The 24,571-nt window shown below is 32.9% G+C and carries 15 protein-coding genes; all 15 read left to right on the top strand.

What is annotated here, in order from left to right:
• The first annotated feature begins 94 nt into the window (after window positions 1–94).
• The 15 genes from R9X47_RS15805 (at window position 95) to R9X47_RS15735 (ending at window position 24,469) form a co-directional block, all read left to right on the top strand.
• Window positions 95–475, top strand: a complete 381-nt coding sequence (locus tag R9X47_RS15805) for a hypothetical protein (protein WP_432662020.1) — start codon at window positions 95–97, stop codon at window positions 473–475.
• A 56-nt stretch (window positions 476–531) separates the two neighbouring features.
• Window positions 532–1,137 carry a hypothetical protein gene (locus R9X47_RS15800; protein WP_432662019.1) on the top strand — a complete coding sequence of 202 codons (606 nt, stop codon included), beginning with the start codon at window positions 532–534 and terminating at the stop codon, window positions 1,135–1,137.
• A 28-nt stretch (window positions 1,138–1,165) separates the two neighbouring features.
• Complete coding sequence (locus R9X47_RS15795) at window positions 1,166–3,037, top strand: ATP-binding protein (RefSeq protein WP_432662018.1); 1,872 nt, start codon at window positions 1,166–1,168, stop codon at window positions 3,035–3,037.
• Window positions 3,038–3,474: 437 nt separating this feature from the next.
• Entirely contained in the window at window positions 3,475–5,481 is a 2,007-nt protein-coding gene (locus R9X47_RS15790; protein ID WP_432662017.1) for a methyl-accepting chemotaxis protein, read from the top strand.
• 466 nt (window positions 5,482–5,947) lie between these two features.
• Complete coding sequence (locus R9X47_RS15785; RefSeq protein ID WP_432662016.1) at window positions 5,948–7,396, top strand: ATP-binding protein; 1,449 nt, start codon at window positions 5,948–5,950, stop codon at window positions 7,394–7,396.
• 231 nt (window positions 7,397–7,627) lie between these two features.
• Entirely contained in the window at window positions 7,628–9,640 is a 2,013-nt protein-coding gene (locus tag R9X47_RS15780) for a methyl-accepting chemotaxis protein (protein WP_432662015.1), read from the top strand.
• A gap of 91 nt (window positions 9,641–9,731) precedes the next feature.
• On the top strand, window positions 9,732–12,206 hold the full coding sequence (locus tag R9X47_RS15775) for a sensor domain-containing protein (RefSeq protein ID WP_432662014.1): 2,475 nt from the start codon (window positions 9,732–9,734) through the stop codon (window positions 12,204–12,206).
• A gap of 193 nt (window positions 12,207–12,399) precedes the next feature.
• Entirely contained in the window at window positions 12,400–13,332 is a 933-nt protein-coding gene (locus R9X47_RS15770; protein WP_432662013.1) for an AAA family ATPase, read from the top strand.
• A complete protein-coding gene (locus R9X47_RS15765; RefSeq protein ID WP_432662012.1) occupies window positions 13,325–14,551 on the top strand; it encodes a DUF58 domain-containing protein in 1,227 nt (408 codons plus the stop codon). The genes R9X47_RS15770 and R9X47_RS15765 overlap by 8 nt, the downstream gene beginning before the upstream one ends.
• Window positions 14,518–16,833, top strand: a complete 2,316-nt coding sequence (locus R9X47_RS15760) for a transglutaminase domain-containing protein (RefSeq protein WP_432662011.1) — start codon at window positions 14,518–14,520, stop codon at window positions 16,831–16,833. Before R9X47_RS15765 ends, R9X47_RS15760 begins: the two co-directional genes overlap by 34 nt.
• Window positions 16,796–18,133 carry a replicative DNA helicase gene (gene dnaB / locus R9X47_RS15755; RefSeq protein ID WP_432667642.1) on the top strand — a complete coding sequence of 446 codons (1,338 nt, stop codon included), beginning with the start codon at window positions 16,796–16,798 and terminating at the stop codon, window positions 18,131–18,133. Before R9X47_RS15760 ends, dnaB begins: the two co-directional genes overlap by 38 nt.
• Before the next feature lie 188 nt (window positions 18,134–18,321).
• The gene (locus R9X47_RS15750) at window positions 18,322–19,512 is read left to right on the top strand and encodes an NAD(P)/FAD-dependent oxidoreductase (RefSeq protein WP_432662010.1); all 1,191 of its coding nucleotides are present in this window, start codon (window positions 18,322–18,324) and stop codon (window positions 19,510–19,512) included.
• Window positions 19,513–19,591: 79 nt separating this feature from the next.
• On the top strand, window positions 19,592–20,212 hold the full coding sequence (locus tag R9X47_RS15745) for a GNAT family N-acetyltransferase (protein ID WP_432662009.1): 621 nt from the start codon (window positions 19,592–19,594) through the stop codon (window positions 20,210–20,212).
• Between the two features lie 795 nt (window positions 20,213–21,007).
• Window positions 21,008–22,666: a dihydroxy-acid dehydratase gene (gene ilvD, locus R9X47_RS15740; protein ID WP_432662008.1), complete on the top strand. Its 1,659-nt coding sequence runs from the start codon at window positions 21,008–21,010 to the stop codon at window positions 22,664–22,666.
• A gap of 99 nt (window positions 22,667–22,765) precedes the next feature.
• On the top strand, window positions 22,766–24,469 hold the full coding sequence (locus tag R9X47_RS15735) for a PocR ligand-binding domain-containing protein (protein ID WP_432662007.1): 1,704 nt from the start codon (window positions 22,766–22,768) through the stop codon (window positions 24,467–24,469).
• Window positions 24,470–24,571: the final 102 nt, after the last annotated feature.

Raw genomic sequence — 24,571 nt, 5'->3', positions numbered from 1 at the left:
CAGCTAATAAAAACATTTGAATTAATTGCTAATTGGCACAGTATTTGCAAGAAAAAATCATGATTAATAATATTTAGATACTTGGAGGGAAAAGATGGCTGATTTAGTTTTATTTAAAACTCAAGATTATAAAGTGGCGGCTAAAAGTACTGATGTATTACTGACACTTAACAAAGGTGAAAATGAGACAAATAGACTGAAGAAAGTAAGATGGTCTAATAGAATCAAAGACATCAACCCCTTAAATAGCCAGGAAATAGATGCTACGCAATTAATATATTTTGATGGTGAACATCAATTGGAGTGCATTGCTGTTTCAGAAGTTACATATGTTGAGGGGTTTCAGGAAGATGATGTAGTTTATTTTATGGGAAATGAGAACCAGGATGGGATAATAGGTTTTATAAATAAAGATGAAGATATAATACCAATTATTGATATACCTAACTTCTCATATCGCTGGCTACAAGGATAGAACTTGTTAGGTATTTAAAATATATTTATACAAATCTAATAATAGGGGCTGGAAGAATGAGCTACCAAAGATGGAGTAAAATGGAGATACAATATTTAGTGGATAATTTTGAATTTAAAGATATTGACATTATTTCTGAGGAACTAAATAGAACAAAGGATTCAGTTTATAAAAAAGCTATGAGGCTTGGACTTACAAAAACGGTTAAAAGATGGACTGAAGATGAAATAGAGTTTCTTATTAAATGTTGGGGTAAATACTCTAGGGAAAAAATTGCACAAAAATTAAATAGAAGTTCGATTTCTATAAAGAAAAAAGCTGTAGAGTTAAAATTAGGACCTCAAAGAATAAGTAATGGAGACTATTTAACCAGTGGAGATATCGGATATCTATTAAACAAAGATCCAAATTTAATATATAGGTGGCTTAAGAGTGGATATATAAAGGGAAGGCGTTTTGGAGACAAAAAAATATTTCAAATAAAACCAAAGGATTTCTTGATGTTTTTAAAGAACTATCCTAATAAATGGGACGGATATAAAGCAAGAACTGACTTTATTAAACCTTACTTTTATACATCCAATCAATGCGAATTGCCTTCTTGGTTTATAGAAAAAGTTGAGATTGATGCAAAGAATAATATTAAAAGATGTATAATTTAAGAAAAAACCCATTAAGGGGTGAAATAGTGTGATTCCTATTTTTCTAAGTAATATGATGATAATGATAGGATTTATATGTGTGACCTATAATTTAAACGATTATTTTAGTAAAAAAGAAATGAATCATAAGTTATTATTATATATAATTTCCATTTGGAATGGTTTTGCATCACTTTTAATAATGTCTCAATCCTTCAACTATAAAGGAATGAGATTTGATCTAAGAAGTATACCAATTTTTATTATTTCCTATAGATTTGGATGGAAGGCTGGGCTTATAGCAGCTATTTTACCATCGTTGTACAGGTTTTATATAGGAGGAAGTACCCTGTGGATAGGAATAGCTGTGGCTATTATTTTACCAGGAATAATAGGAAGTATTGCACACAAAAGAGATAAATTTATAGGTGAATATAGCATACTAAATAAAAAGAACGTTATATTAAGTTACATAGTCTACAGTGTAATTAGAGCTATATTGATGTGGAGCCTACTTCCTGTATCACCATTAGTATGGATAAACTTAAATATTTTATTAACGGGTATATCCTTAGTCGCACTTTGTTGCATAGTAAGATTTATAAACAATTTCAATGCAAAGAACGAGTTGATTAGAAGGATTAAGCGAAAGCAAAAGAGAATAGATAGGCTGTTAGAAGCTTTAAAACGATCAAACAATACTCTACATGCCCTTATAGATACTATGCCTGTTGGAATTATAGTTGTAGATACCAAAGGAGATATAATATTAACTAATAGCTCTATAGATATGTTGCTTGGTGATAATAAAAATAAATTTGCAAAAGAAATAAATAAGACGATTGGCATGGTTTATACCTTTGAAAATATGGAGGGTGATGAAATCAAGCCACATCAAATGCCCTTATGGAAATCTATTAAAAATAACATGGTTATTAAGGATAAGGAGATTCTGGTGAGAAACAATATCAATGGTAAAGAAAGGATCATCCTAATGGCAAGTGCTCCAGTGCTTGATATCGAGAATAATGTTGCCAGTTGTATAGCCATAATGCAAGATATTACACATATAAAGGAAGCTGAGATGACAAAAAATATAGTGATTGAGGAGCTCTCTGAAGAAAGAAAAAAACTAGAAGAGAATAATAGGATGTTGACGTCATTGGCAAACCGGCATATAGAAGCCTTGGAAGATCTGTATGAGAAAACAGAGGAATTAGAGAAGGCCAATAGAGTAAAAAGTGATTTTATAGCTAATGTAAGCCACGAATTAAGAACACCTTTAAATATAACTATGAGTTATTTAGAGTATTTACTAGAAGAAGAGGAAGTTCCTTTAAAGGATGAACAAAGGGAAATGATCGATATTGCATATAAAAATGCAGAAAGGCTTCAGTACTTGATAAGTGACTTACTAGATATTTCATTTTTTGAATCAAATGGTATTAAACTTAATTATACTAATGTAAATATGAAGAAGTTTCTTAGCGATATTGTAAAGGATAGACTTTTGTTAATAAAAGATATGAATATTGATATAGAGCTTAGCGTTCCTGAGGAGGATATTGAAGTAGCAACTGACTGGATAAGGCTTAGACAGGTAATAGATAATATTTTAGATAACTCAGTAAAATTTACAAATGAAGGAACCATAGAGATAAAACTAAAAAGAGATGAAAATAAAATTAATATATATATTAGTGATGCGGGAATAGGTATAGAAGAAAATAAGATAGAAGATGTTTTTAAACCTTTCTATCAAGGTGATTACTCATCTAAAAAGAAATATAAAGGCGTCGGACTAGGGTTATATATTGCCCAAAAAATAATAAAAAATATGGGAGGAGAAATATCAGCTGAAAATAATACAGATAAAGGCTGCTGTTTCATAGTATCATTACCCATTTATAGCAAGACTTAGAGATAAGCAACTTTAAGGTTTAATAAATTTCTGTGAAAAAATGTAGATGCGCTCATTATTTTCACAAAAATTTATTTTGAATCTCAAGGTTGCATATCTATAAAAAGAAAAATAAAGAGTTATGTAACATTTACTCGAAATATCGTGTAATAATTACAAAAATCTTAAATCAGTGCATTTATATGCGCTGATTTTTCGTTTTCTAAGCTAGATAACAACTATATTCCTCTACATATTTTATAAGGTCGTTTAATGGCATAATAATTGCTATATATAAATATTGTTGTAATTTTCGGAATCTTAAATCAAAGCTGTGTATAAGCTAGGGAGGTGATATGAGAATTAGAAAAGTTACATAGAGAAGTAATAGGTCAATGGCAAGGATTTTAAATCAATTATACATGACTCATAGGAATGAAGACAGGAGGATAAAAACTATGAAATTAAGAAGCAAGGTTCTAATACCAATAGTACTGACCGTAATAATATTAATGACAATTTTGGTTGCATATAGCTATAGAAGTATTAAGAACAATTTGGTATTAAGTATGATAGAGTCCCAACTTAGTAGTGAATTAACGACAGTTGTGAATACAGTGCAATCTAGAGAAAATATGATGGAAATAACCAAGGAAGCTTTGAATGAAAAAGCCATTGCGCTAACAAAATCAGTAGCTCAATTGATTAAGGAAAATCCAGAGCTGCTTTCAACTGAAAATATGGTGAAACTGGCACAGCAGCTTGGTGTACAGGAAATACATGTTGTAGATGGCGATGGGGTATTAAGATACGGTACTGTACCAGATTTTTTTGGTTTTGATTTTAAAACATCGGATCAGACAAAACCATTTCTTAAGATACTTGAGAATAGCACGTTAACTCTAGCCCAAGAGCCTACACCAAGGGGTTCTGATAAAAAGCTATTTCAGTACATAGGTGCAGGAAGAATAGATGAGCCTGGGATAGTACAAGTTGGACTAGAGCCTAAGGCTATTGAGGATTTAATGAAGGGTATGGACATTCAGAACCTTGTAGAAAAAATCCGCGTAGGAAAGAGTGGTTATGCCTATGTTATCAATAATGATGGCGAAATAATAGCCCATCCAAATAAAGAGCAGCTGGGTATAAACATTAAGGAATTTGAATGGTCAAAGGATATTCTTGGGAAAGAAGAAGGAAAAATTGCATATACCTATGAAGATATAACAAAACACGCTTCATTTAAGAGCATAGGCAATAAAGTTGTAGTCGTGACCTTCCCAGAAGATGAGGTGAAGGCAACCTTCGTCAAATTAGCCAAAGAGATTCTTGTAGGATTATTGGCTATTACACTGGCTTTATTGATAGTAGTAACATTGCTTATTGATAAACTAGCTGTAAAGCCAATAAAAAATCTAGTTACTGTAATGGACAAAGCTGGATCTGGAGATTTAAGTGTAAGATTTGATGTGAAAACAAAGGATGAAATAGGTTTACTTGGAGTTAATTTCAACAAGATGATCGAGAATATGAAGGAAATGACTATAAAGATAAAGGATACTGTTAGTGAATTGACGGATTTCTCAGAAAGAATATCTAGTTCAAGTGAAGACGTAAGCATTTCAAGTGAAGAAATTGCTAGAACTATTCAAGAGGTCGCATTAGGAGCTAGTAACTTAGCAGAAGAGACGAGTATGAGCTTAGAGGTAACAAATGATCTAGCTGAGAACATTCAGAACGTTACGGAAAAACTCAAAATAACTGAAGATAATAACGATAATATGAAGAAGAAGAATGAACTTGGAATTACAACTATAACAGAGCTAGGGGAACAATTTGAAAAAAATTCTCAAGCGGCGATGAAGGTCGGTCAGGGTGTTAATGAACTAGCAGAAAAGTCAAAATCCATTGGCGGCATCTTAGAAGCTATAAATTCAATTGCTGAACAGACTAATCTCCTAGCACTTAATGCTGCAATAGAGGCTGCAAGAGCAGGAGAGCATGGAAAAGGCTTTGCAGTAGTGGCTGAGGAAGTTAGAAAACTTGCTGAGGAATCTGCAAAGGCTACAAACGAAATACAAAATATAATAGACGAAATAACTATTATAATTGAAAAAACTAATACGGATATGAGTAGTGCTGTAGTAATAGTAGAAAATGCCAATAATTTAATGGCAGATACAAAGAGTGTCTTTGAAGAAATTACAATAGCAATCGATGAATCTATCAAATTAGTGAACTCGGTTAATGAAGACGTAAATGAAATTAATGATGCAAAGGATAACACTCAAAAATCTATAGAAAATGTTTCAGCGGTGGCACAGCAATCGGCAGCGTCAACTGAAGAAATCAGCGCATCAACAGAGGAACAGACAGCTTCAATGGAGGAAATCACTGCTTCAATACAAAGCTTCGAAAATATGATAAAAGCTCTATCGGAGCTAATAAAAGTCTACAAGGTATAAATATCTATATATAATACAATAAGCATCTTACATTCTGGAGATTTAACAGTCAACGTTTTTGGGACTGTTGAATCTTCATAGTGTAATAGATTTTTCTCAACTGAGCAAATTGCATAATTACAATCCTAAAAAACTTACTACTATATATAGTCTTAAACTCCCTAGAGCTATACCATATTTATTATGCAATTGTGCCAAGTCAGAATTATGTAATTTCCTCAACTAATATATTCTTTGTTGGGCCCTTTTTGTCAGGTCAATTGAAATGGGGCTCTTTTCTATTGACTATTAATACTAAATTCTAAGAGGTGTTTCAAAGAAAATAACGAAATCATAATATTTTATTTACATAAAAGATTGAAAAAAAATTACGATATACAATATAATAATAATATATATGTCGAAAATTGGCGGATATTGCAATCTTGTTTATATGGGAAAATACTGTTTTGGAGGAGGAACTATAATGATATCCTCATTTTTTCATAATATGGCGGTTCTTGTAGCAGTTTTATTTATAAATCTTGAAATAAATAAATATTTTCGTCAAAGGATACAAAGAAAAAGTATTGTAGTCCTTATTGACTCAACTTTAAGCGGTATATTATCTCTTTTAGTTATATTGGAAAAGTATAGATATAATGGGATGATTATAGATATAAGAAGTGTACCCATTTTTTTTACTAGTTACAGCTATGGTCTAAAGGCTGGTATGATAGCTGGTATTTTACCAACTCTGTATCGTTTATATTTAGGTGGTGATACAGCTTGGGCAGGAATTATCATGGGAGTGATATCACCAATTGCCGTAGGAGCACTTTTCCATAAGTATGATAAAAAAAGGCAAACCAATAGTGTCTTTAATATAAAAATAACTCTATTAGCCTATTCGGTTCATTCTGTAATCAGGGCCGTACTATCCTATTCTCTTTTACCCTTAGCATTTGATATATGGCTAAAGCTCAATATAAGTATGACAGCTTTTTCTACAATTGCAGTGTATCTTATGGCGCTAATTATAAACATATATAATAAAACCATATTTTTAGTATACGAGATGAAGAAGAAACAAAGAGAGCTTTTTGCTGAAAGACAAAGGCTAAAGGATAAAAATAAGAGGCTAAAGGTTCTATCGGAACAGCACATGGCTACATTAGAAAAATTATATCAAAGAAATGATGAGCTTAAGATAGCTAATCAAACCAAGAACAACCTCTTGGCCAATGTAAGTCATGAGCTTAAAACCCCTTTAAATATTAATATGACCTATCTAGAATATTTGCTTGAGGATAGTGAATACCCCTTAAACGATAATCAGAGGAATATGGTTGAAATAGCTTATAATAGCTCGGAGAGACTTAGACTATTGATAGATGATTTGTTAGATATTTCATTGCTAGAGTCTGCAAAATGTAAGTTAAATCCGGAGAAGATAAATATGGAATATTTTACTAGGAGTTTAATAAAGGATAGAGAGCTATCTATACAGAATAAGAATATCAATATAAAGCTAGATATTCCTCAGGAGGATATTTATGTAATAACTGATGTATTAAGATTTAGGCAGGTGATTGATAACATCCTAGACAATGCCATAAAATTTTCCAATGGAGAAGATATTGAGATAACACTTAAGGAAGATGAAAAATATATTGATATTTATATAAAGGATTATGGAATTGGTATAGATCCAAAGAAACTGGACAAGATTTTCAATGTGTTTTACCAAGCCGATGACAGCTCGGTAAAGAAATACAAAGGGGTTGGACTTGGTCTATATATTGCTAAAAAGGTAATAGAAACTATAGGAGGTGAAATATCAGTAAAAAATAATATTGATAAGGGATGCTGTTTTAAAATAAGTATTCCCCTGGATTATACGTCCAAACATAACCTAAAGCAAAACCAAGGGTAAGATTATATGATTATCATTATAGAGATTCCAGTCAAAACTTTAATTTATACATATCAAAAATCCCCAGAAACATCGGATATTTTGACATGTATAAATTAAGATTTACTTGGAACTCTCTATAGAAAATACCTATAAGAGGTCTAATAGTTTCTAGTAGCAAAGTAATAAGAGTTCACTAATATTTGCAGTAAAACAATTACTATAAAGACAGCCGAAGGGAGCGCATAAGTCATGAAATGGAGATTTAAAGATTTTAATATTAGAACAAAAATACAAATAGGTTTTTTAACAATAATAATTTTCTGTATAATTTTAGGATCACTTTCCTTTTTAACAATGAGAGAAATTTCTAATGAAGATATTCAGTTAATCATGGATAGCGATAGCATATATAAACGTGCACTTGAAATGAGAAAAAATGAAAAGGATTTTTTACTACGTGAAGTGACTAACCTAGAATTTTTTAAAACGGAAAAAAGTAAATATATCGATAATTTCCAATCAGATTTTGAAGCCCTTATTGAATTTATAGAGTTGGTCAAAAAATCTCAATTTATCTCAGCAAACCCAGAAGTAACCGAAGAGCTTAATCAAGTGTCGGCATTAGTACAGGAATATCATGATGATTTTTTAAAAGTAGTTAATAGGATAAAATTAAGAGGTTTTAAGGATTATGGCTTAGTTGGGGATTTAAGAAGCATGGTCCATAGTGTTGAAGAGAAAATAGAAGAGCTGCCGGATAATAAGGACTTAAAAATCCTGATGTTGCAGGCTAGAAGGAATGAAAAAGACTATTTTTTAAGAAAAGATACAAAATATGTTGGGAAATTAACTAAAACCGTTACTGAATTTAAAAATGTTGTAAATAGCTCTAACTATGATGAGAAAACTAAGTCAGATGTAAATATACTAATGGATAGATATCTTGACAAGTTTAACAAAGTAGTTGCTATGGATAAAGAAATTGGACTAAAAGAAGATGAAGGATTAATTGGTGAATATAGAAGTGTAGTACATAAAGTTAATCCATTAATTGAGAAAATAAATCACCATGTTGCTGAACTTATTATTGATAATGTTAAAGGGAAAATAAAGTTAGTTGTGATAACTATTGTTAGCGCAATTGCAATATCTCTATTACTCACATTCTATATTTCAATATTAATTACAAGGCCTATTAACAAAACTAATGATATGCTTAAGGATATTGCTGAGGGAGAAGGAGATTTAACTAAAAGGCTAGAAGTAAATACAAAGGACGAATTAGGGATTCTTTCGAAATGGTTTAATTTATTTGTAACTAAAATAAAGAATACAGTTACAGGTGTGAAGCAGGATGCCGATATATTATCGGAATCAACTGAAGAATTAGCCTTAGCTATAGATCAAGCAAATAAAAGCGTAGAAAACATAGCAAATGAAATCAATACAATATCTGATGGACTACAGAATAATGCAAGTATTGTTGAGGAGGCAACTGCAAGTGTTCAGGAAATAGCTAGTGGTACTATGATCGTTTCAAAGGAATCGCAAAATGTTGCCAAGAACAGTGAAGAGGTACTAAAGACCACTAACCATGGAACGGAAAAGCTAAGGGATGTTGTGGCAGCAATTGATAGAGTAAAGCATTCTTCCGATAACATGTATGATATTATTGGAGAACTTAATGACTCTTCTAAGCAAATTAGTGAGATTATCTCAATTATTACTAGTATTTCAGAACAGACTAATTTATTGGCATTAAATGCAGCTATTGAGGCAGCCCGTGCAGGTGATCATGGGAAGGGTTTTGCTGTAGTTGCTGAGGAAGTAAGAAAACTTGCAGAAGAGAGTAAAGAATCAGCAGAAAAGATATCTTTATTGATAAATGAAATTGAAGATAAAACGGGAATAGCCTATAGAACAATGAAGGAAGAACAAGAGCTTGTAGAGATGAGTGTTGAAAAGGCTAATGAAACCAGTACAGAATTCAATAAAATTTTACAGCTAATAGAAGAAACGGTAAACAAGATCAAAACTATTTCTGATTCAGCTGTGCAGCAATCGGAAATGGTGAATCAAATGACCGCTGCAATGAATGAGATTTCTGAGACAACTCAAAATAGTGCAGCCTCTACACAGCAGATTAGCATGGAAGTACAGGAACAAGTTAGTACTTTTGAAGAAATTGGCGCAAGTATAGAAGAAATGAATAAGATGGCTAACCATTTAAAAGAACAGACCGATGGATTTAAGGTTATATAACCATCTTTGATACAAAAATGCATAGGTAGACAGAGTTAATTTAAAGCTTTACAGATAAAGCCTTGCTAATAAAGGTTGGTGAAATTTTAAAATGGCAATAGATCAAACATGTGATAAATATGATTATTGTAAATCATTATTTAAAGAAGAAAAAATATATAAGAGTTTATTTGAAAATAATCACGCTGTAATGCTATTAATTAATCCTGAAACGGCAGCAATTGTAGATGCAAATCCAGCTGCCTGTTCTTTCTATGGATATAGCAGAAGTGAACTTATAACAAAGAAAATAACAGAGATAAATACATTGAGCCAAGAAGAAGTTTTTGAAGAAATGAGTAAAGCTAAGCTTGAAAATAAAAATCACTTTACCTTTCCCCATAGATTAGCTAATGGGGAGTTGCGTTATGTAGAGGTGTATAGCGGCCCAATAGACATAAATAATAAAAAGCTGCTGTATTCAATAATCTTTGATATTAGTGAAAAACAAGAGGCTTTAAATAGTCTTGAGGAAAGTGAAAAAAAGTTCAAGCAGCTCTTCAATAATGCAAATGATGTTATATTTTTTTATGAGCTTCGAGATGATTGTATGCCTTCAGGGGTTATTGATGTTAACGATTATGCCTTTGAAAAGCTAGGATATACAAAGGAAGAGTTGCTATTAATGCTTCCGAGGGATACTATTGATGGAGAGAACTATAGAAATATTACAAAGATGGCAAAGGAGCTTTGTGAAAAGGGAGATTCTACCCTAGAAATGATACATATGTCCAAGGATGGAACTACAATTCCCTTTGAAACGAAATCCCATCTTTTTATGTTTAATAATAAGAAAGTTGCAATTTCTATTGCCCGTGATATAAGCAATAGGAAAAAGAGAGAGCATGAACTAAGGCTACAAAAATCATATTTTCAAGAATTATTTAAAAACTCTCCTGAAGCCATAGCAATTCTTGATAACAATGATAAGATTATTGATATTAATAAGGCCTTTAGCGATCTCTTTAGTTATTCCATAGATGAAATTAGAGACGCTTTCATCAATGACATAATTGTACCCAATGACCATAGAGAAGAAGCAAGTGATAATACAAAAAAGGTTACGACCGGTGATGTTGTTAGGGTTGAGTCTATTAGAAAAAATAAAGAGGGAAGATTAATAGATGTAGATATACTTGGTTATCCAATTGTACATGATGGAAAACAAGTAGGTATATATGCTATTTACAGAGATATAACCGGTGAGAAACTAAGGGAAAGAAAAATAAAAAACCTTGCCATCAGAGATAGTCTTACTGGACTATATAATAGATCCTCCTTCGTTGATAGGCTTAATCTTGAGATAGAAAAGGCTAAAGAAAATAGGCAGAATCTAGCTATAATGTTTATAGATGTTGATGGATTTAAAAGTATAAATGATAATTTGGGGCATGTTAGTGGTGATAAGGTACTTAGGATAGTTTCTAGAAGAATTAAGAAGTGCCTAAGTAGAGACGATATAGTTGGTAGAGTCGGTGGAGATGAGTTTATTGTTCTTTCATCTAATATCAAGGATAGTCATGAGATTGTTAGAAAGACTAAAAAAATCATGAGCAGATTTGAAAAGCCAATCTATATTAAGGAATATAAGTTCTATATCACCATAAGTATAGGAATTGCATTTTATCCTATTAATGGCCAACATTCTGAAGCCCTAATAAAAAATGCTGACGTTGCAATGTATAGAGCCAAGGAATATAGTGGCAATAGATATGAGTTCTATACATCGAATTTGCATGAAAAGATTAAAGAAGAATTTATTATAGTCAATGCCTTAAGGAAAGCTCAAGAACGAGGTGAGTTTTCCCTTTACTATCAACCTATAGTGGACTTACAAACCGACAGAATTGTTGGTGCAGAGGCACTAATAAGGTGGAAACATCCTAAGTATGGATATATACCACCAAGTAAGTTTATTCCTATTGCTGAAAGCAGGGGCTTCATTGGAACCGTAGGAAAATGGGTATTAAAAGAAGCTTGTCTTCAAAATAAAAAATGGCAAAGTCTAGGTTTTGATCCGATTTTTATAGCTGTAAATATATCGGTAAAGCAGCTGGAACAAGAAGGATTTATAGATATTGTGAAGGAGACATTAAAGGAAACTGAGTTAGATCCAAAGTACTTAGAATTGGAAATAACCGAGAGCATTTCTATAGAGAACGTTAAGGATAGATTGTCTGTTTTAAGCAAGTTAAGGGATTTAGGAGTAAGACTATCTATAGATGACTTTGGAACAGGTTTTTCATCCCTAAGTCAACTAAATAAATTGTGTATAAGCAAATTGAAAATAGATAGATCATTTATAAGTGATATAAATATAGATAGTAATAACACCGTAATAGTTTCAACCATCATTGCTATTGCAAAAAAATTAAAGCTAAATGTGGTAGCAGAAGGGGTAGAAACTAGAGAACAACTCGATTATCTTAACATGGAAAAATGTGATATGGTTCAAGGCTATTTCTATAGTCCACCTGTGCCACCAGATCAATTTGAAAACTTAGTTAGAGATTGTAATGAAAGATAAAGTGAAAATAAGTTATGTACATAGAAGCAAAAAGAAGCCAGTTGTTAGTAAATTGGCTCCTTTTGATTTTTTGGATTTCTTTGTAATAAATATTACGAATTGTTAATACTTTTGTTAAGGAAAAGTTTATATAGATATGTGATAATAGAAATATAGGAATATTTACAAAATTCAGAACAAAAGGAGGGGTCATATGATTCATAAAGCTATAGAAAATATAGGAAAAATAATAATAGGTAAGGATGAAGTTATAAAGAAGCTCATGGCGGCACTTCTTTGTAGAGGACATATACTTTTAGAGGATGTTCCTGGAGTAGGAAAAACGACTATTGCAAGAGCATTAGCAAAGACTTTGGATTGCTCCTTTAGTCGTATACAGTTCACTCCAGACCTTTTACCGTCGGATATATTAGGTGTAAATATATACAATGCAGGGGATGGAAGCTTTAAGTTTATGAAAGGACCTATTCATAATCAAATAGTACTGGCCGATGAAATTAACAGGACGTCACCAAAGACTCAATCTAGCTTACTTGAAGTAATGCAGGAGAATCAAATAACCGTAGACGGCAATACCTATGCAATGGACGACCTTTTTATGGTTATAGCAACACAAAACCCAGTTGAATATGAAGGAACCTTTCCTCTTCCCGAGGCACAGCTTGATAGATTTGTTATGAAAGTATCCCTTGGATATCCTACAAAGAATGAAGAAATAAATATACTGCGAAGGGGAGATATGCAGAAGAAATTAGAAACCCTATCCCCTGTCATAAGTAAAGAGAATATTTTGAAATTGAGAAATGAAGTAAAAGAGATCTACGTTAAAGAAGAAATAGAAGAATACATTACTGAGATTGTAAGAAGAACTAGAAATGATAAAAACGTACTTCTAGGCTGTAGTCCAAGGGGAACTATAGCGCTTTACAATATTTCAAAGGCCATAGCCTATATGGAGGGAAGAAGCTATGTGACTCCTGAAGATATAAGATATATTGCTGCTGATGTATTGGCCCATAGAATTATTCTAAAGCCAGAGGCAAAATATATGGGCTTCAGTAGCAGAAGGGTAATTCAGGATATACTTGATAATTCTGAAGCACCTATGGTGAAGATCCATGACTAAGAAAGGAAAAAAATTTATATGGCTACTTCTTACCAGTTTAAGCCTTGGAATATTGTCCGGTGGAAAGTTCTTATATCTAATATTCATGACTCTTTCTATATTGATTCTATACTCCTATTACTCCATATACAAAGGAAAAAAGAATCTCTATCACTTCTTTTGGGTAAGTAATAGGACTTTAAAGGTAGGCGAATCACTAAACCTAGGGTATAAGCTTAATAATACAGGTATACTGCCAATTGCCCATGCAGAAATTACATGTAACATATCTAAGAGACTGGGAGATATGAAATTTCCCGTAGAATATGCATTTTTAAGTCCACTTCAGATGATAAACATAAAAAAGGAAGTTATATGCAGACATAGAGGTTATTACAAAGTAGGAGAATTACATGTGAAAATCAAAGATTTCCTAAATCTTTTCGAAAAGGAGATTATTTTTAATAAAAATATCGATCTTATAGTATATCCCGTTATTCATGATATAAACAACATGAAGTTGCCAGCAACTGAGTATTTCGGAGCATTTAGAGTCCCCTATAATACACACGAGGACTACACCAGTATTAAAAATATCAGAGAATACGTAGAGGGAGACAATGTTAAGAAGGTCCATTGGAAGCTAAGTGCTAGACTTGGCACGCCCTACGTTAAAGAGTATGAGCTATCTGCCAATACAAAAATCAACATATTTCTTGATGCCTATGAAGGCAGCTTTATAAAGGATAGTAGTGGAGATATAGAAGAAAAGATGGTGGAAACAGGGGCTTCAATAATTAATTACTGTCTAAAAAACAACTTAAATACATCCCTATCTTTTACAGCCGTAGAAAAGACTTATATTGAGGGTAGATATTTAAATAGATTAGAAGGTTTTTTAAAGGAACTTATTGGTTTTCAGGCTAAAGGAAAAATTCCAATCTATGAATTTTTATCTAATGAAGTCAGAAAACTATCATATGGCTCTACTCTTGTAATACTTACCAGTGAACTTAATGAAAAGATATTTCAGACCTTGATTAGTCTAAGACAAAGAAAATTTAACCCTATGCTAATATTAGTAAATGAAGATAAGCACAGAAAAGCCCAAGAAAGAAAGATGGAAGAATATATTAGAAAAAAGGGGATAGAAACCTATAGAATTACTCCACAGAGTAATATCAAGAAAGTATTGGAGGTATCTTCATGGATATTAGAGGACAAAGAAAAAGCAAAGTAATCTTAGGCTTTTTCATGGTTTATCCCTTAAACATTCTTATAATGAAGGCCTTATATTTTGAAATATCTCTCTTTAAAATATTTATAATGAACCTGGCTATATGGCTTCTTTCTTATGGGATAATAGACCATAAGAAATATTTCAAAGAAATTCGTATCATATTTTTTAGTACAATTAGTTTTTCGCTTCTTTCTTTACTACCAAACAAAATGATTGAGATGTTTTTCTATAATAATCCAAACATCGCCGATATCTTAAAAATTACTTCAAAATGGGTTAAAGCTCCAAAAAACATTGAATTCGCATTATGGGCTGCTAAATATATGTCTGGACAGACAACAGAGAGGCCAGATACCTTTGTCGTTACACTTTTAATCATACTATTCACTATTATATCAATAATATTTTCTATTCTAATAATAAAGAAAAAAAGACTTATATATTTTATTCTCCCCATAACATTCTTTATATTGCAGTGGTTTAGGTATACTGAAGGCGTATCTAAGCTGTTTAACCTATATGCTGCTGGCCTGATTCTTTACTATATATCTATAGTATTTAATGATAAGATTAATAAATTGGACAAAGAAAACTCAAGTTTAAAATACTATAATTATAAATCACTTATGTACTTTGGAAGTATTATGGTAATCATTACGATTTTTACCTCTAATCTAATTATTAACACCTTATCCGTTAGTACTATTAATGATAAAATGTCTAATATATTCCCAGGTATATTTGAGCTTAGAAGTGAGTATAAAAGAGCATCGCAAAGTAAATTTTCTTTTGGCAGTACCCCATATCAACCACTAGGAAACAGGCTAGGTGGTTCTATTGTAAAAAAAGATATGACAGTTATGAGGGTGAAAAGCAGTATGCCTCTATTATACCTTAGGGGGAGAGTTAATAATATATATACTGGTTATAGCTGGTATAGTGATAATAGCGCTTTTGTAAAGATTCGCAAAAGCTCACCAGAAACTGAGAAGATAAGATTCAAGAAAGATTCTGAAATAGTAGATGTCACTATTTACCCTGACAACATATTAACCTCTACAGTTTTCTCACCATATTTTCCTGTAGAAATAGAAGCTGATAAGAGAAAAATAAATTATAATAGTGATCTGGAGATGTATTTTGTAAGAGGCTTTTTTAGAGGAGTTGATGGCTCCTATACGATAAAAAGTGTACTGCCCTTGGATCGAAAGGGAGAAGTTAACATAGAAGATGAGAGGTCCATAGAAAGGGATAAATACTTACAACTCCCCGATAATTTACCTAAGAGAATATCTGATTTAGCAATGGATTTAACTAAGGGTTATGAAAGTGATTATGAAAAAATAAAGGCATTAGAGAAATACCTTGTAGAAAATTATACCTATAGTCTTACGGTATCGGATATACCAGAGGGGAAGGACTTCGTTGATTATTTCTTATTTGAGGATAATAAAGGCTATTGTACCTATTACGCTTCCTCGCTAGCTGTGATGGGAAGAACTTTAGGTATACCGACAAGATATGTACAAGGATTTCTACTTCCAGAGGATACGGGAGAGGATGGTCTTTATGAGGTAAAGGCAGAGAGGGCCCACGCATGGGTTGAAGCCTATATAGATAATATTGGATGGATAAACTTTGAACCTACTTCGCCTTATCATGTTGAGGTAGAAGAAAAGGAAATAGAGAAAGACCTACTAGAAGATGAAGTCTCAGAGAAACGAGATTTATCTGGTCAAAGAAAAGAAGATTTAAAAAGACTTATGGAAGAAGAGGATATGCCATTCCCAGAAGGCGATTATAGATATACTGCTAAAGGAGAGATCGCTAATATCCGTAAATTGGTACCTATAGTCCTATTATTTATTATAGCTTTAAGATTTTTCTTGCTGTATTATAGAAACAAAAGGATCTTTTCTAAAACTGACCATAGAAAGTATATTGTAAAAAACTACTATATAATAATATCACTATACTCATTTATTGAAGAGCTGGACTTTGAGAAATATTCTCCACAGCAATTCTTAAGGATAATCGATAAAAATTTTATAGAGATAGATGTGAGTAATGATATAATAGATAGTATAAATAGAGCTTTCTATAGCAATGAAAGTATTAGTGAAGATGATGTCTGCGCTATAGATGAGTTTAGAGTTCACTTTGAAAAAATAGTGATACAAAAGATTGGTAAGGTAAGTTACCTTTGTTATAAGTACCTATTAGGAAACATTTATAGAAGAGGAGATAAATATGGAACACTTTGGAAGAATACCTCCCCATAATGTCGAAGCAGAGCAATCGGTTTTGGGGGCAATGATTTTAGATAAGGAAGCTATAATTGTTGTTACTGAAGTTCTAAAAAATGAGGATTTCTACAAGGAAGCCCACAAAGAAATCTATGAAGCTATAATTGATTTATACAACAAGGATGAACCAGTAGATTTAGTTACTCTTTCTGAAGAATTATCTCAAAGGGGTACCCTTGAAGCTTTAGGAGGAGCAACCTATCTGTCGGACCTATCGACGTCCGGTGTATTAACATCAAATGCTAAGTATTATGCTAAGATCGTAGCAGAAAAGGCCCTGCTTAGACGCCTAATAAAGGCTTCAGCGGAGATAGTTGAAAAGGGATACGAAGCTGAAGAACCAGATATGCTTCTGGACCTTGCGGAGAAAAATATATTTGATATTTCTCAAAACACAAATAAGGATGGATTTTCACCTATAAAAGAAGTACTTTTAGAAACCTTTGATAAAATTGAAGAACTTTATAGTAGCGAGGGTGGAATAACTGGACTTTCTACAGGCTTTAACGATCTTGATAGAAAAACTTCAGGTCTTCAGAAATCAGATCTTATACTAATAGCTGGAAGACCTGCCATGGGTAAGACAGCATTTTCCATAAACGTATGTCAGAACGCTGCTATTAGATCGGGAGCTTCTGTAGCTATATTCAGCCTTGAGATGTCAGAGGACCAGCTAGTACAGCGTATGCTCAGTGCTGAATCACACATAGAAATCACAAAACTTAGAAATGGTCAATTGACTGAGGATGAATGGCCAAAGCTTGCAAATGCTATGGGGCCATTAGCTCAGGCTAAGGTATTTATAAGTGATATACCGGGTATCAATGTAATGGAAATGAGGGCGATGTGCAGAAGACTAAAAATGGAACATGGCTTGGATTTAATAATGATTGACTATTTGCAGCTAATGGAGTCCCATATTAAATCCGACAGTAGACAGCAGGAGATTTCTGCAATTTCGAGGGCATTGAAAATACTAGCTAGAGAGATGGATTGTCCAGTTATAGCACTATCTCAGCTCTCACGTGCCCCTGAGCTTAGAGCAGACCATAGACCAATCCTTTCTGATTTGAGGGAATCCGGTGCCATAGAGCAGGATGCCGATATAGTTATGTTCCTATATCGTGATGAATATTATCATCCCGATAGCGAACTGAAGAACATGGGAGAGGTTATAATAGCTAAGCAACGTAATGGTTCTACGGGAACAGTGGAGCTAGCATGGCTTGGTCCATTCACCAAGTTTGCTAATCTTGAAAAATATAGAGAACAATAAGTTCTTATAGCACATATAAAGCACATATAAAACAAGCTAAAGATGCATGAAAGCAGCCTAAAAAAGAGGGCTGCTTTTGCTTATTTTAAGAAAAAAAGGGGTATCTTAAAACTAGATATGAATAACCCACATATAAAAATAGTACATTTATAATGTGGGATATACAATATGAGATAGGGGGAAGCTATGTGATTTATGTAATTATTGGTAATGGGATAGCTGGATTATCTGCTGCAGAGGAAATAAGAAAAAATGATAATGATGGAAGGATTATAATAATAAGTGGAGAAGAATATCTAACATATAATAGGATAAAACTATCCCATTATATTAATAAGGAAAGTTATACCATAAAGGATTTGCTCATTAATGATGAAAAATGGTATAAAGATAGGAATATTGAAGTATTATTAAATACAAGAGTTACCAGTATTGATACAGAAGCTAAGGAAGTAATAATCGATAGTGAATGTAAGATAAAATATGATAAACTTTTAATATCTAATGGAAGCACGCCATTTATTCCTCCGATTACAGGTGTAGAAAAGGAAGGCGTATTTACCTTGAGAACCATAAATGACCTAAAGGAAATACAGAGATATCTTAAAAAGTGTGAAACCGTTTCAGTTATTGGAGGAGGCCTATTGGGATTAGAAGCTGCGTGGGCCCTTAAGGAATCAGGTAAAAAGGTAAACATAATAGAATTTTTTCCACACCTACTGCCAAGACAGCTTGATGAAGAACTAGGGAGATATCTACAGGGTGAGTTAGAAAAAGAGGGTTTGAACTTCTATTTTGATGCAGCCGCACAGGAAATACAGGGACACAAAAATGTACAGAGTATCAAGCTTAAGGATGGAAGAATAATCGAAAGTGATGCAATATTAGTTTCCACAGGTGTTAGATCAAACATAAAAATAGCAGAAGGCACAGATTTGAATGTGGAAAGAGGAATAATAGTAGATAAATATATGAAAACTAATTTAGAGGATATATATGCAGCAGGAGATATTGCGCAGTTTAATGGGCTAGTTATGGCTCTATGGTCATCAGCAATGAATCAAGGCAAAATAGCAGCTTCGAATATGACTGGATACGAAAAAGGGTATAAGATGCCAAAGCCGGCTACGACTCTGATTATTGGAAATACAAAGATGTTTTCAGTTGGAAAGATCGATAACGCAGAAAGAGATATAAAAATCCAGGGCCCAAAGTGCCTGCATAAGCTCTTCATAGATAATGGGAAATTGACTGGTGGGGTGCTTACGAGAGACATTAGAAAAATGTTAGCTTTAAAAAATACAGTAAATGAAAGCAAAGACATAAGTGAAATGTTAGAAAAAGACATTGCGCCAGAGGAAATACTAAATAATCTTTAGAACTAGTCCTAATAAACATACTTTATAAATAAATATTATTAATATAATATAATGATCTAAATTTTGGAGAGTGGAGAGTATGTATAGAGTGGGGGATAAAACTAAAGTAAGAAGATTAAAAAGGGAAGATGTGGATAGAATGCTATTGTGGGGGAAGCATGAGAGTCCAGAGTTTTTGCATTATAACTTCCCAGAACTATCTGAATCAGAAAGGGATTTATGGTATAAGATTAAGGCTAGAGATTTTAGAAGAAGATGTTTTGCTATTGAAGATATGGAAGACAATCTTGTAGGATATATCTCTCTTAGGAACATGAAATTTTTTAAGAAGCAGAGTGAGCTAGGAATAGTCTTTGACCCTAACAAACTAAGTGAAGGCTATGGAACCGATGGCCTTTGCACATTTTTAGATTTATACTTTAATAATCTAAGGATGAGAACATTGATATTAAAGGTGGCAAAGTTTAATAAAAGGGCCCTTCGATGCTATCAGAAATGTGGATTTGAGATATTTAGAGAGGTTTTTGATGAATTTGAAGAGCAAAACCTAGGTGTATTAATGATGAAAAAGATTGAACAAAGCAATAAGGAGTTCAAAATAAAAGATGGAAAATTAATGACAAACTATTATTATATGCACATAACAAGAGGAAAATACCTTTTCCACAAAGAAAACAAAGAACTGTTGATAACCCTGTGAATAATGTGGATAAATAGAATTATACCTGTGAATAAGTATATAAACTCCACATGTTTTGACTTAAATTTCCATAAGAGAATAGAAAAATAAAAGTAAAATATTTATTACATTGTATACACATTTAAACAACAGGTATGTGGTATAATGTATAATGTACATAAAAAAAGAGGAGGTAAACTAATGGCAAAAGTAACTAAAGATACTGTTATCGCAGAAGTTCTAACAATGGACAGAAGCACTGCTACTATATTCATGAGACATGGATTACACTGCCTTGGTTGAGCTGGCGCTAGTATGGAAAGCATCGGTGATGCTGCGAGAGTTCATGGTATAGATGTAGATGTACTTATTAATGACTTAAATGAACATCTTTCAACACAAGCATAATAAGTATAATCGGAAAGAGTGGAGATAATCCACTCTTTTTTATTTGTGGATGTGTGGATAAAACTTAACGCTTAAAAAGCGCTAATTGAAAGGAAATTGGGATAAAAGCTTGAATAACTGTTAATAAAGTTGGTTGTTTTGTGGAAAAGTTGTTGATATATAATTAGTTATCCACAACAACTTAAATTGGAAGTACATATAAGGGGATCAGCCCAGGATTAAAAAGCCTTTTATGCAGAGGATTTACTGTATAGAAGGCTTTTTTCAGATAAATAATAAAATATTGATATAAAATATTAATATTTTGATATTGTTTAAAAATAAAAGAGTAGGTCATATCTTGTAAATAATTAATAGTAATATCCTATATAATTAATAATTATAAAAACAAATAAGGAGGAAGATAATATGAAGAGCAATAAGATAGTAGGCGGTGCTAAGGGTGCTCCAGCTAGATCCTTATTTTACGGTATGGGATATACAAGAGAGGAGATAGATAAGCCCCTAATAGGTATAGTAAATGCCCATAATGAAATTATTGCAGGTCATATACATTTAGATAGAATTGCTGAAGCAGCAAAAATGGGAGTAGCAATGGCTGGAGGAACACCTATAGAGTTCCCTGCTATCGGGATATGTGATGGAATAGCAATGGGACATGACGGTATGAAGTATCCTCTAGCGAGTAGAGAGCTAATTGCTGATTCAGTAGAGGCTATGGCCTTAGCCCATGGATTTGATGGACTAGTTCTAATACCAAACTGCGATAAGATTATTCCAGGAATGTTAATGGCAGCGGCTAGACTCAATATTCCTTCCGTAGTTGTAAGCGGTGGACCTATGAGGGCTGGAGAGCATAATGGCGAGGATATTGACTTTAGTACAATAATAGAGAAGGTTGGAACCTATCAAAGCGGAAAGATTTCTGAAGATGAATTAGAGGATATTGCTAAAAAAGCATGCCCTGGATGCGGCTCATGCTCTGGTTTATTTACCGCAAATAGTATGAACTGTTTAACAGAAGTTCTAGGTATGGGATTACCATACAATGGTACAGCCATGGCCCATTCTGGAGAAAGAATAAGACTAGCTAAATATGCGGGTATGAAGGTTATGGAATGTATAGAAAAAGACATAAAGCCTCTAGATGTATTAACCCTAGATGCCTTTAAAAATGCCATTACAGTAGATATGGCCATGGCGGGATCAACAAATACGGTACTTCATCTACCGGCAATAGCTCATGAAGCAGAAATAGAGCTTGCGCTCGATCTATTTGATGAAATAAGTGAGAGAACGCCTTATCTTACGAAATTAAGTCCAAGTGGAAAACATCATATGGAAGACCTACACTTAGCTGGGGGAATACCTGCTCTAATGAAGGAACTTACTAAAAAAGGACTTATAAATGAGGAGCTAATTACAGTTACAGGCCTTAAGGTAGGTGAGAATATAGAAAAAGCCGATATCAGAAATAAAAATGTTGTACGAACAGTAGATGCACCTTACAGAGAAACCGGTGGATTAGCAATACTTAGAGGAAATCTTGCCCTTGATGGAGCAGTTGTTAAGGAATCCGCCGTTGCCGATGAGATGTTAAAACATGAGGGACCAGCCAAGGTGTTTAATTCAGAGGAAGAAGCAGTTAATGCAATATTTGCAGGTAAGATAGAAAAGGGAGATGTAGTAGTAATAAGATATGAAGGTCCTAAGGGAGGACCTGGAATGAGAGAGATGTTATCGCCTACCTCGGCAATAGCCGGTATGGGCCTCGATAAGGATGTAGCTCTCCTTACAGATGGAAGATTTTCCGGTGCCACTAGAGGTGCAGCCATAGGACACATATCTCCTGAAGCAATGGAGGGTGGCCTAATAGGCCTTATCGAGAATGGAGATATCATAAGGATTGATATTCCTGATAAGGTGCTAGAGGTGAAACTAAGCAAGGAAGAAATAGATGAACGCAGCGCAAAATATGTGAAACCAGAACCAAAGGTAAAGAAAGGATATTTAGCAAGATATGCTAAACTAGTTACATCGGCTAACACAGGTGCAGTATTAAAATAGAATAGTGTTAATATTGAAGGCTCACCCGTAAGGTATACCCATAGTTAAAATATGATATAATTATGGATAATATACTAGTTATAAAGGGTGAGCCTAAAAATGAAGGAAACTGTTATTTTTCCAGAGGAAAGTAAGGAAATACAAAGGTTTGAATGGGGCGAAGTCATATGGATTCATGAACCCAAGAGGCCAAATACAGAGCGAATGAGTGTAGGTCTTGTAAAAATATTTCCTAAATCCACCCATGTGAGGCACTCACACCTTGGTGAGGAGCAAATACTTTATACATTGCAGGGAACAGGAACCCATAGGCTTAATGGCGAAGAAAAGAAAATAAGTCAGGGTATGTTGCTTCATTGTCCACCCTATTCCGACCATGAGGTTATTAACACCGAGGATTCAGACCTGATTTTTATGATTATATACACACCGGTAAAGCCTGTAGATTTTCATACTAATTCATTGATGTTGAGTAGAGAGCATATTTTAGATTACGTAGATATTGATCTTCTGGAGGATATACAGGAAGAAATATCTAATCTACTACAGCTCTCCTTTAAGATTACCGATGCTCAAAAGGTGGATATAACAAAGTTCACAAATCTCAATCCATTCTGTAAGCTGTGCCCTTACTTAGATAATTGCAAGGAAGAACTGACCCCTATAGCTAAAGGCTCATTCACAAAGATAGATGACGTTTGCGTATGTAATAATAACATAGTTGTATTTTGGATACCAATACTAGTTAATGAAGATATTATAGGGTATATAAAAGGTGGACATTTACTAATTAATAGGCCTAACGATATTGAAGAAAAAATAAATCTATTATCAAAAGAGAATAACATAAGCTATAGAGATTTATTAAAATCATATAATGACCTACCATTGGTACCAAAAAGCAGATTATATGCATTAGAGGAATCCTTGATTGTTGCTTCTAAGTATATAAGTGGAATTATTGAAAACAGTATAATACAAAATGAACTTAGTGATAAAAATAATGAAATATTAGAAAAAACGCAGCAAAACATAAATTTAGAAAAGGCTTTAAATGATGCTAATAAAAAACTACTAAAATATGAAGTAAGTTCAAAATTTAATATTATGAAATATAAATCTGAAAAAGAAAAGCCTTTGAAAGCAATTGAATATCCATTTATAGAAGAAGCCCAGATAGAAGACGGCCTAAGGCTGTTAGATAAAAAGAGTAGTATTAAAATCATTAGAAAAATCCTTGAGAATTATAAAAGGAAATATATACAGATATCATCGGTTAAAGAGGTACTAAGTGAATTAATAGGTGTTGTATCAAGAACGATTTACAGAGAAACAGATGATATGGATAGTATGACTAAACTTAGGGCAAAGTATAAAGGACTAGTTAGGGAAGTATATGATTTTAATGGACTAGAGATGATCCTTATAGAATATACTGATGAAGCCATTAATATATTGAGACAAGCCCTTTTACAGGATGATAAGGGATTAATCGATCAAGTTAACATATATATTAAAGAAAACTACTATTTAGATATGACATTAAAATCTATCGCTGAAAAATTCTATATTAGTCCAAACTATCTAAGCAAAATATTTAACGAACAAAATAGGATCTCACTGACCGAATACATTAATAAAATTCGTATTGAAAAGGCCAAGGAATACCTAATTGATACGAATATAAAGATAGCTATGATTAGCAAAAAGGTAGGTATTAGCAATATAAGTTATTTTAGTCATATTTTCAAGAAAAATGAAAAGTGTACGCCTAAGGAATATAGGCTCAGACATAGAGATTAGTTAAAGTAGCTGGTCTCTACTTTCTTTTTCCAATACATATAGAATAATTATATAAGATTTTATTCTGATCTTACAGACAAAGGCACTATGAATATTTAATTA

This window comes from Wukongibacter baidiensis, assembly GCF_050888315.1.
Lineage (GTDB): Bacteria > Bacillota > Clostridia > Peptostreptococcales > Caminicellaceae > Wukongibacter > Wukongibacter baidiensis.
The sequence above is the reverse complement of the archived record's forward strand: the minus strand, read 5'-3'. Positions and strand labels throughout refer to the sequence as shown.

Coding starts and splice junctions, on each gene's coding strand:
- R9X47_RS15790 (WP_432662017.1), top strand. CDS start 3,475: ATGAAATTAAGAAGCAAGGTTCTAATACCAATAGTACTGACCGTAATA.
- R9X47_RS15745 (WP_432662009.1), top strand. CDS start 19,592: ATGTATAGAGTGGGGGATAAAACTAAAGTAAGAAGATTAAAAAGGGAA.
- R9X47_RS15770 (WP_432662013.1), top strand. CDS start 12,400: ATGATTCATAAAGCTATAGAAAATATAGGAAAAATAATAATAGGTAAG.
- ilvD (WP_432662008.1), top strand. CDS start 21,008: ATGAAGAGCAATAAGATAGTAGGCGGTGCTAAGGGTGCTCCAGCTAGA.
- R9X47_RS15775 (WP_432662014.1), top strand. CDS start 9,732: ATGGCAATAGATCAAACATGTGATAAATATGATTATTGTAAATCATTA.
- R9X47_RS15760 (WP_432662011.1), top strand. CDS start 14,518: ATGGATATTAGAGGACAAAGAAAAAGCAAAGTAATCTTAGGCTTTTTC.
- R9X47_RS15785 (WP_432662016.1), top strand. CDS start 5,948: ATGATATCCTCATTTTTTCATAATATGGCGGTTCTTGTAGCAGTTTTA.
- R9X47_RS15735 (WP_432662007.1), top strand. CDS start 22,766: ATGAAGGAAACTGTTATTTTTCCAGAGGAAAGTAAGGAAATACAAAGG.
- R9X47_RS15780 (WP_432662015.1), top strand. CDS start 7,628: ATGAAATGGAGATTTAAAGATTTTAATATTAGAACAAAAATACAAATA.
- R9X47_RS15805 (WP_432662020.1), top strand. CDS start 95: ATGGCTGATTTAGTTTTATTTAAAACTCAAGATTATAAAGTGGCGGCT.
- R9X47_RS15765 (WP_432662012.1), top strand. CDS start 13,325: ATGACTAAGAAAGGAAAAAAATTTATATGGCTACTTCTTACCAGTTTA.
- R9X47_RS15800 (WP_432662019.1), top strand. CDS start 532: ATGAGCTACCAAAGATGGAGTAAAATGGAGATACAATATTTAGTGGAT.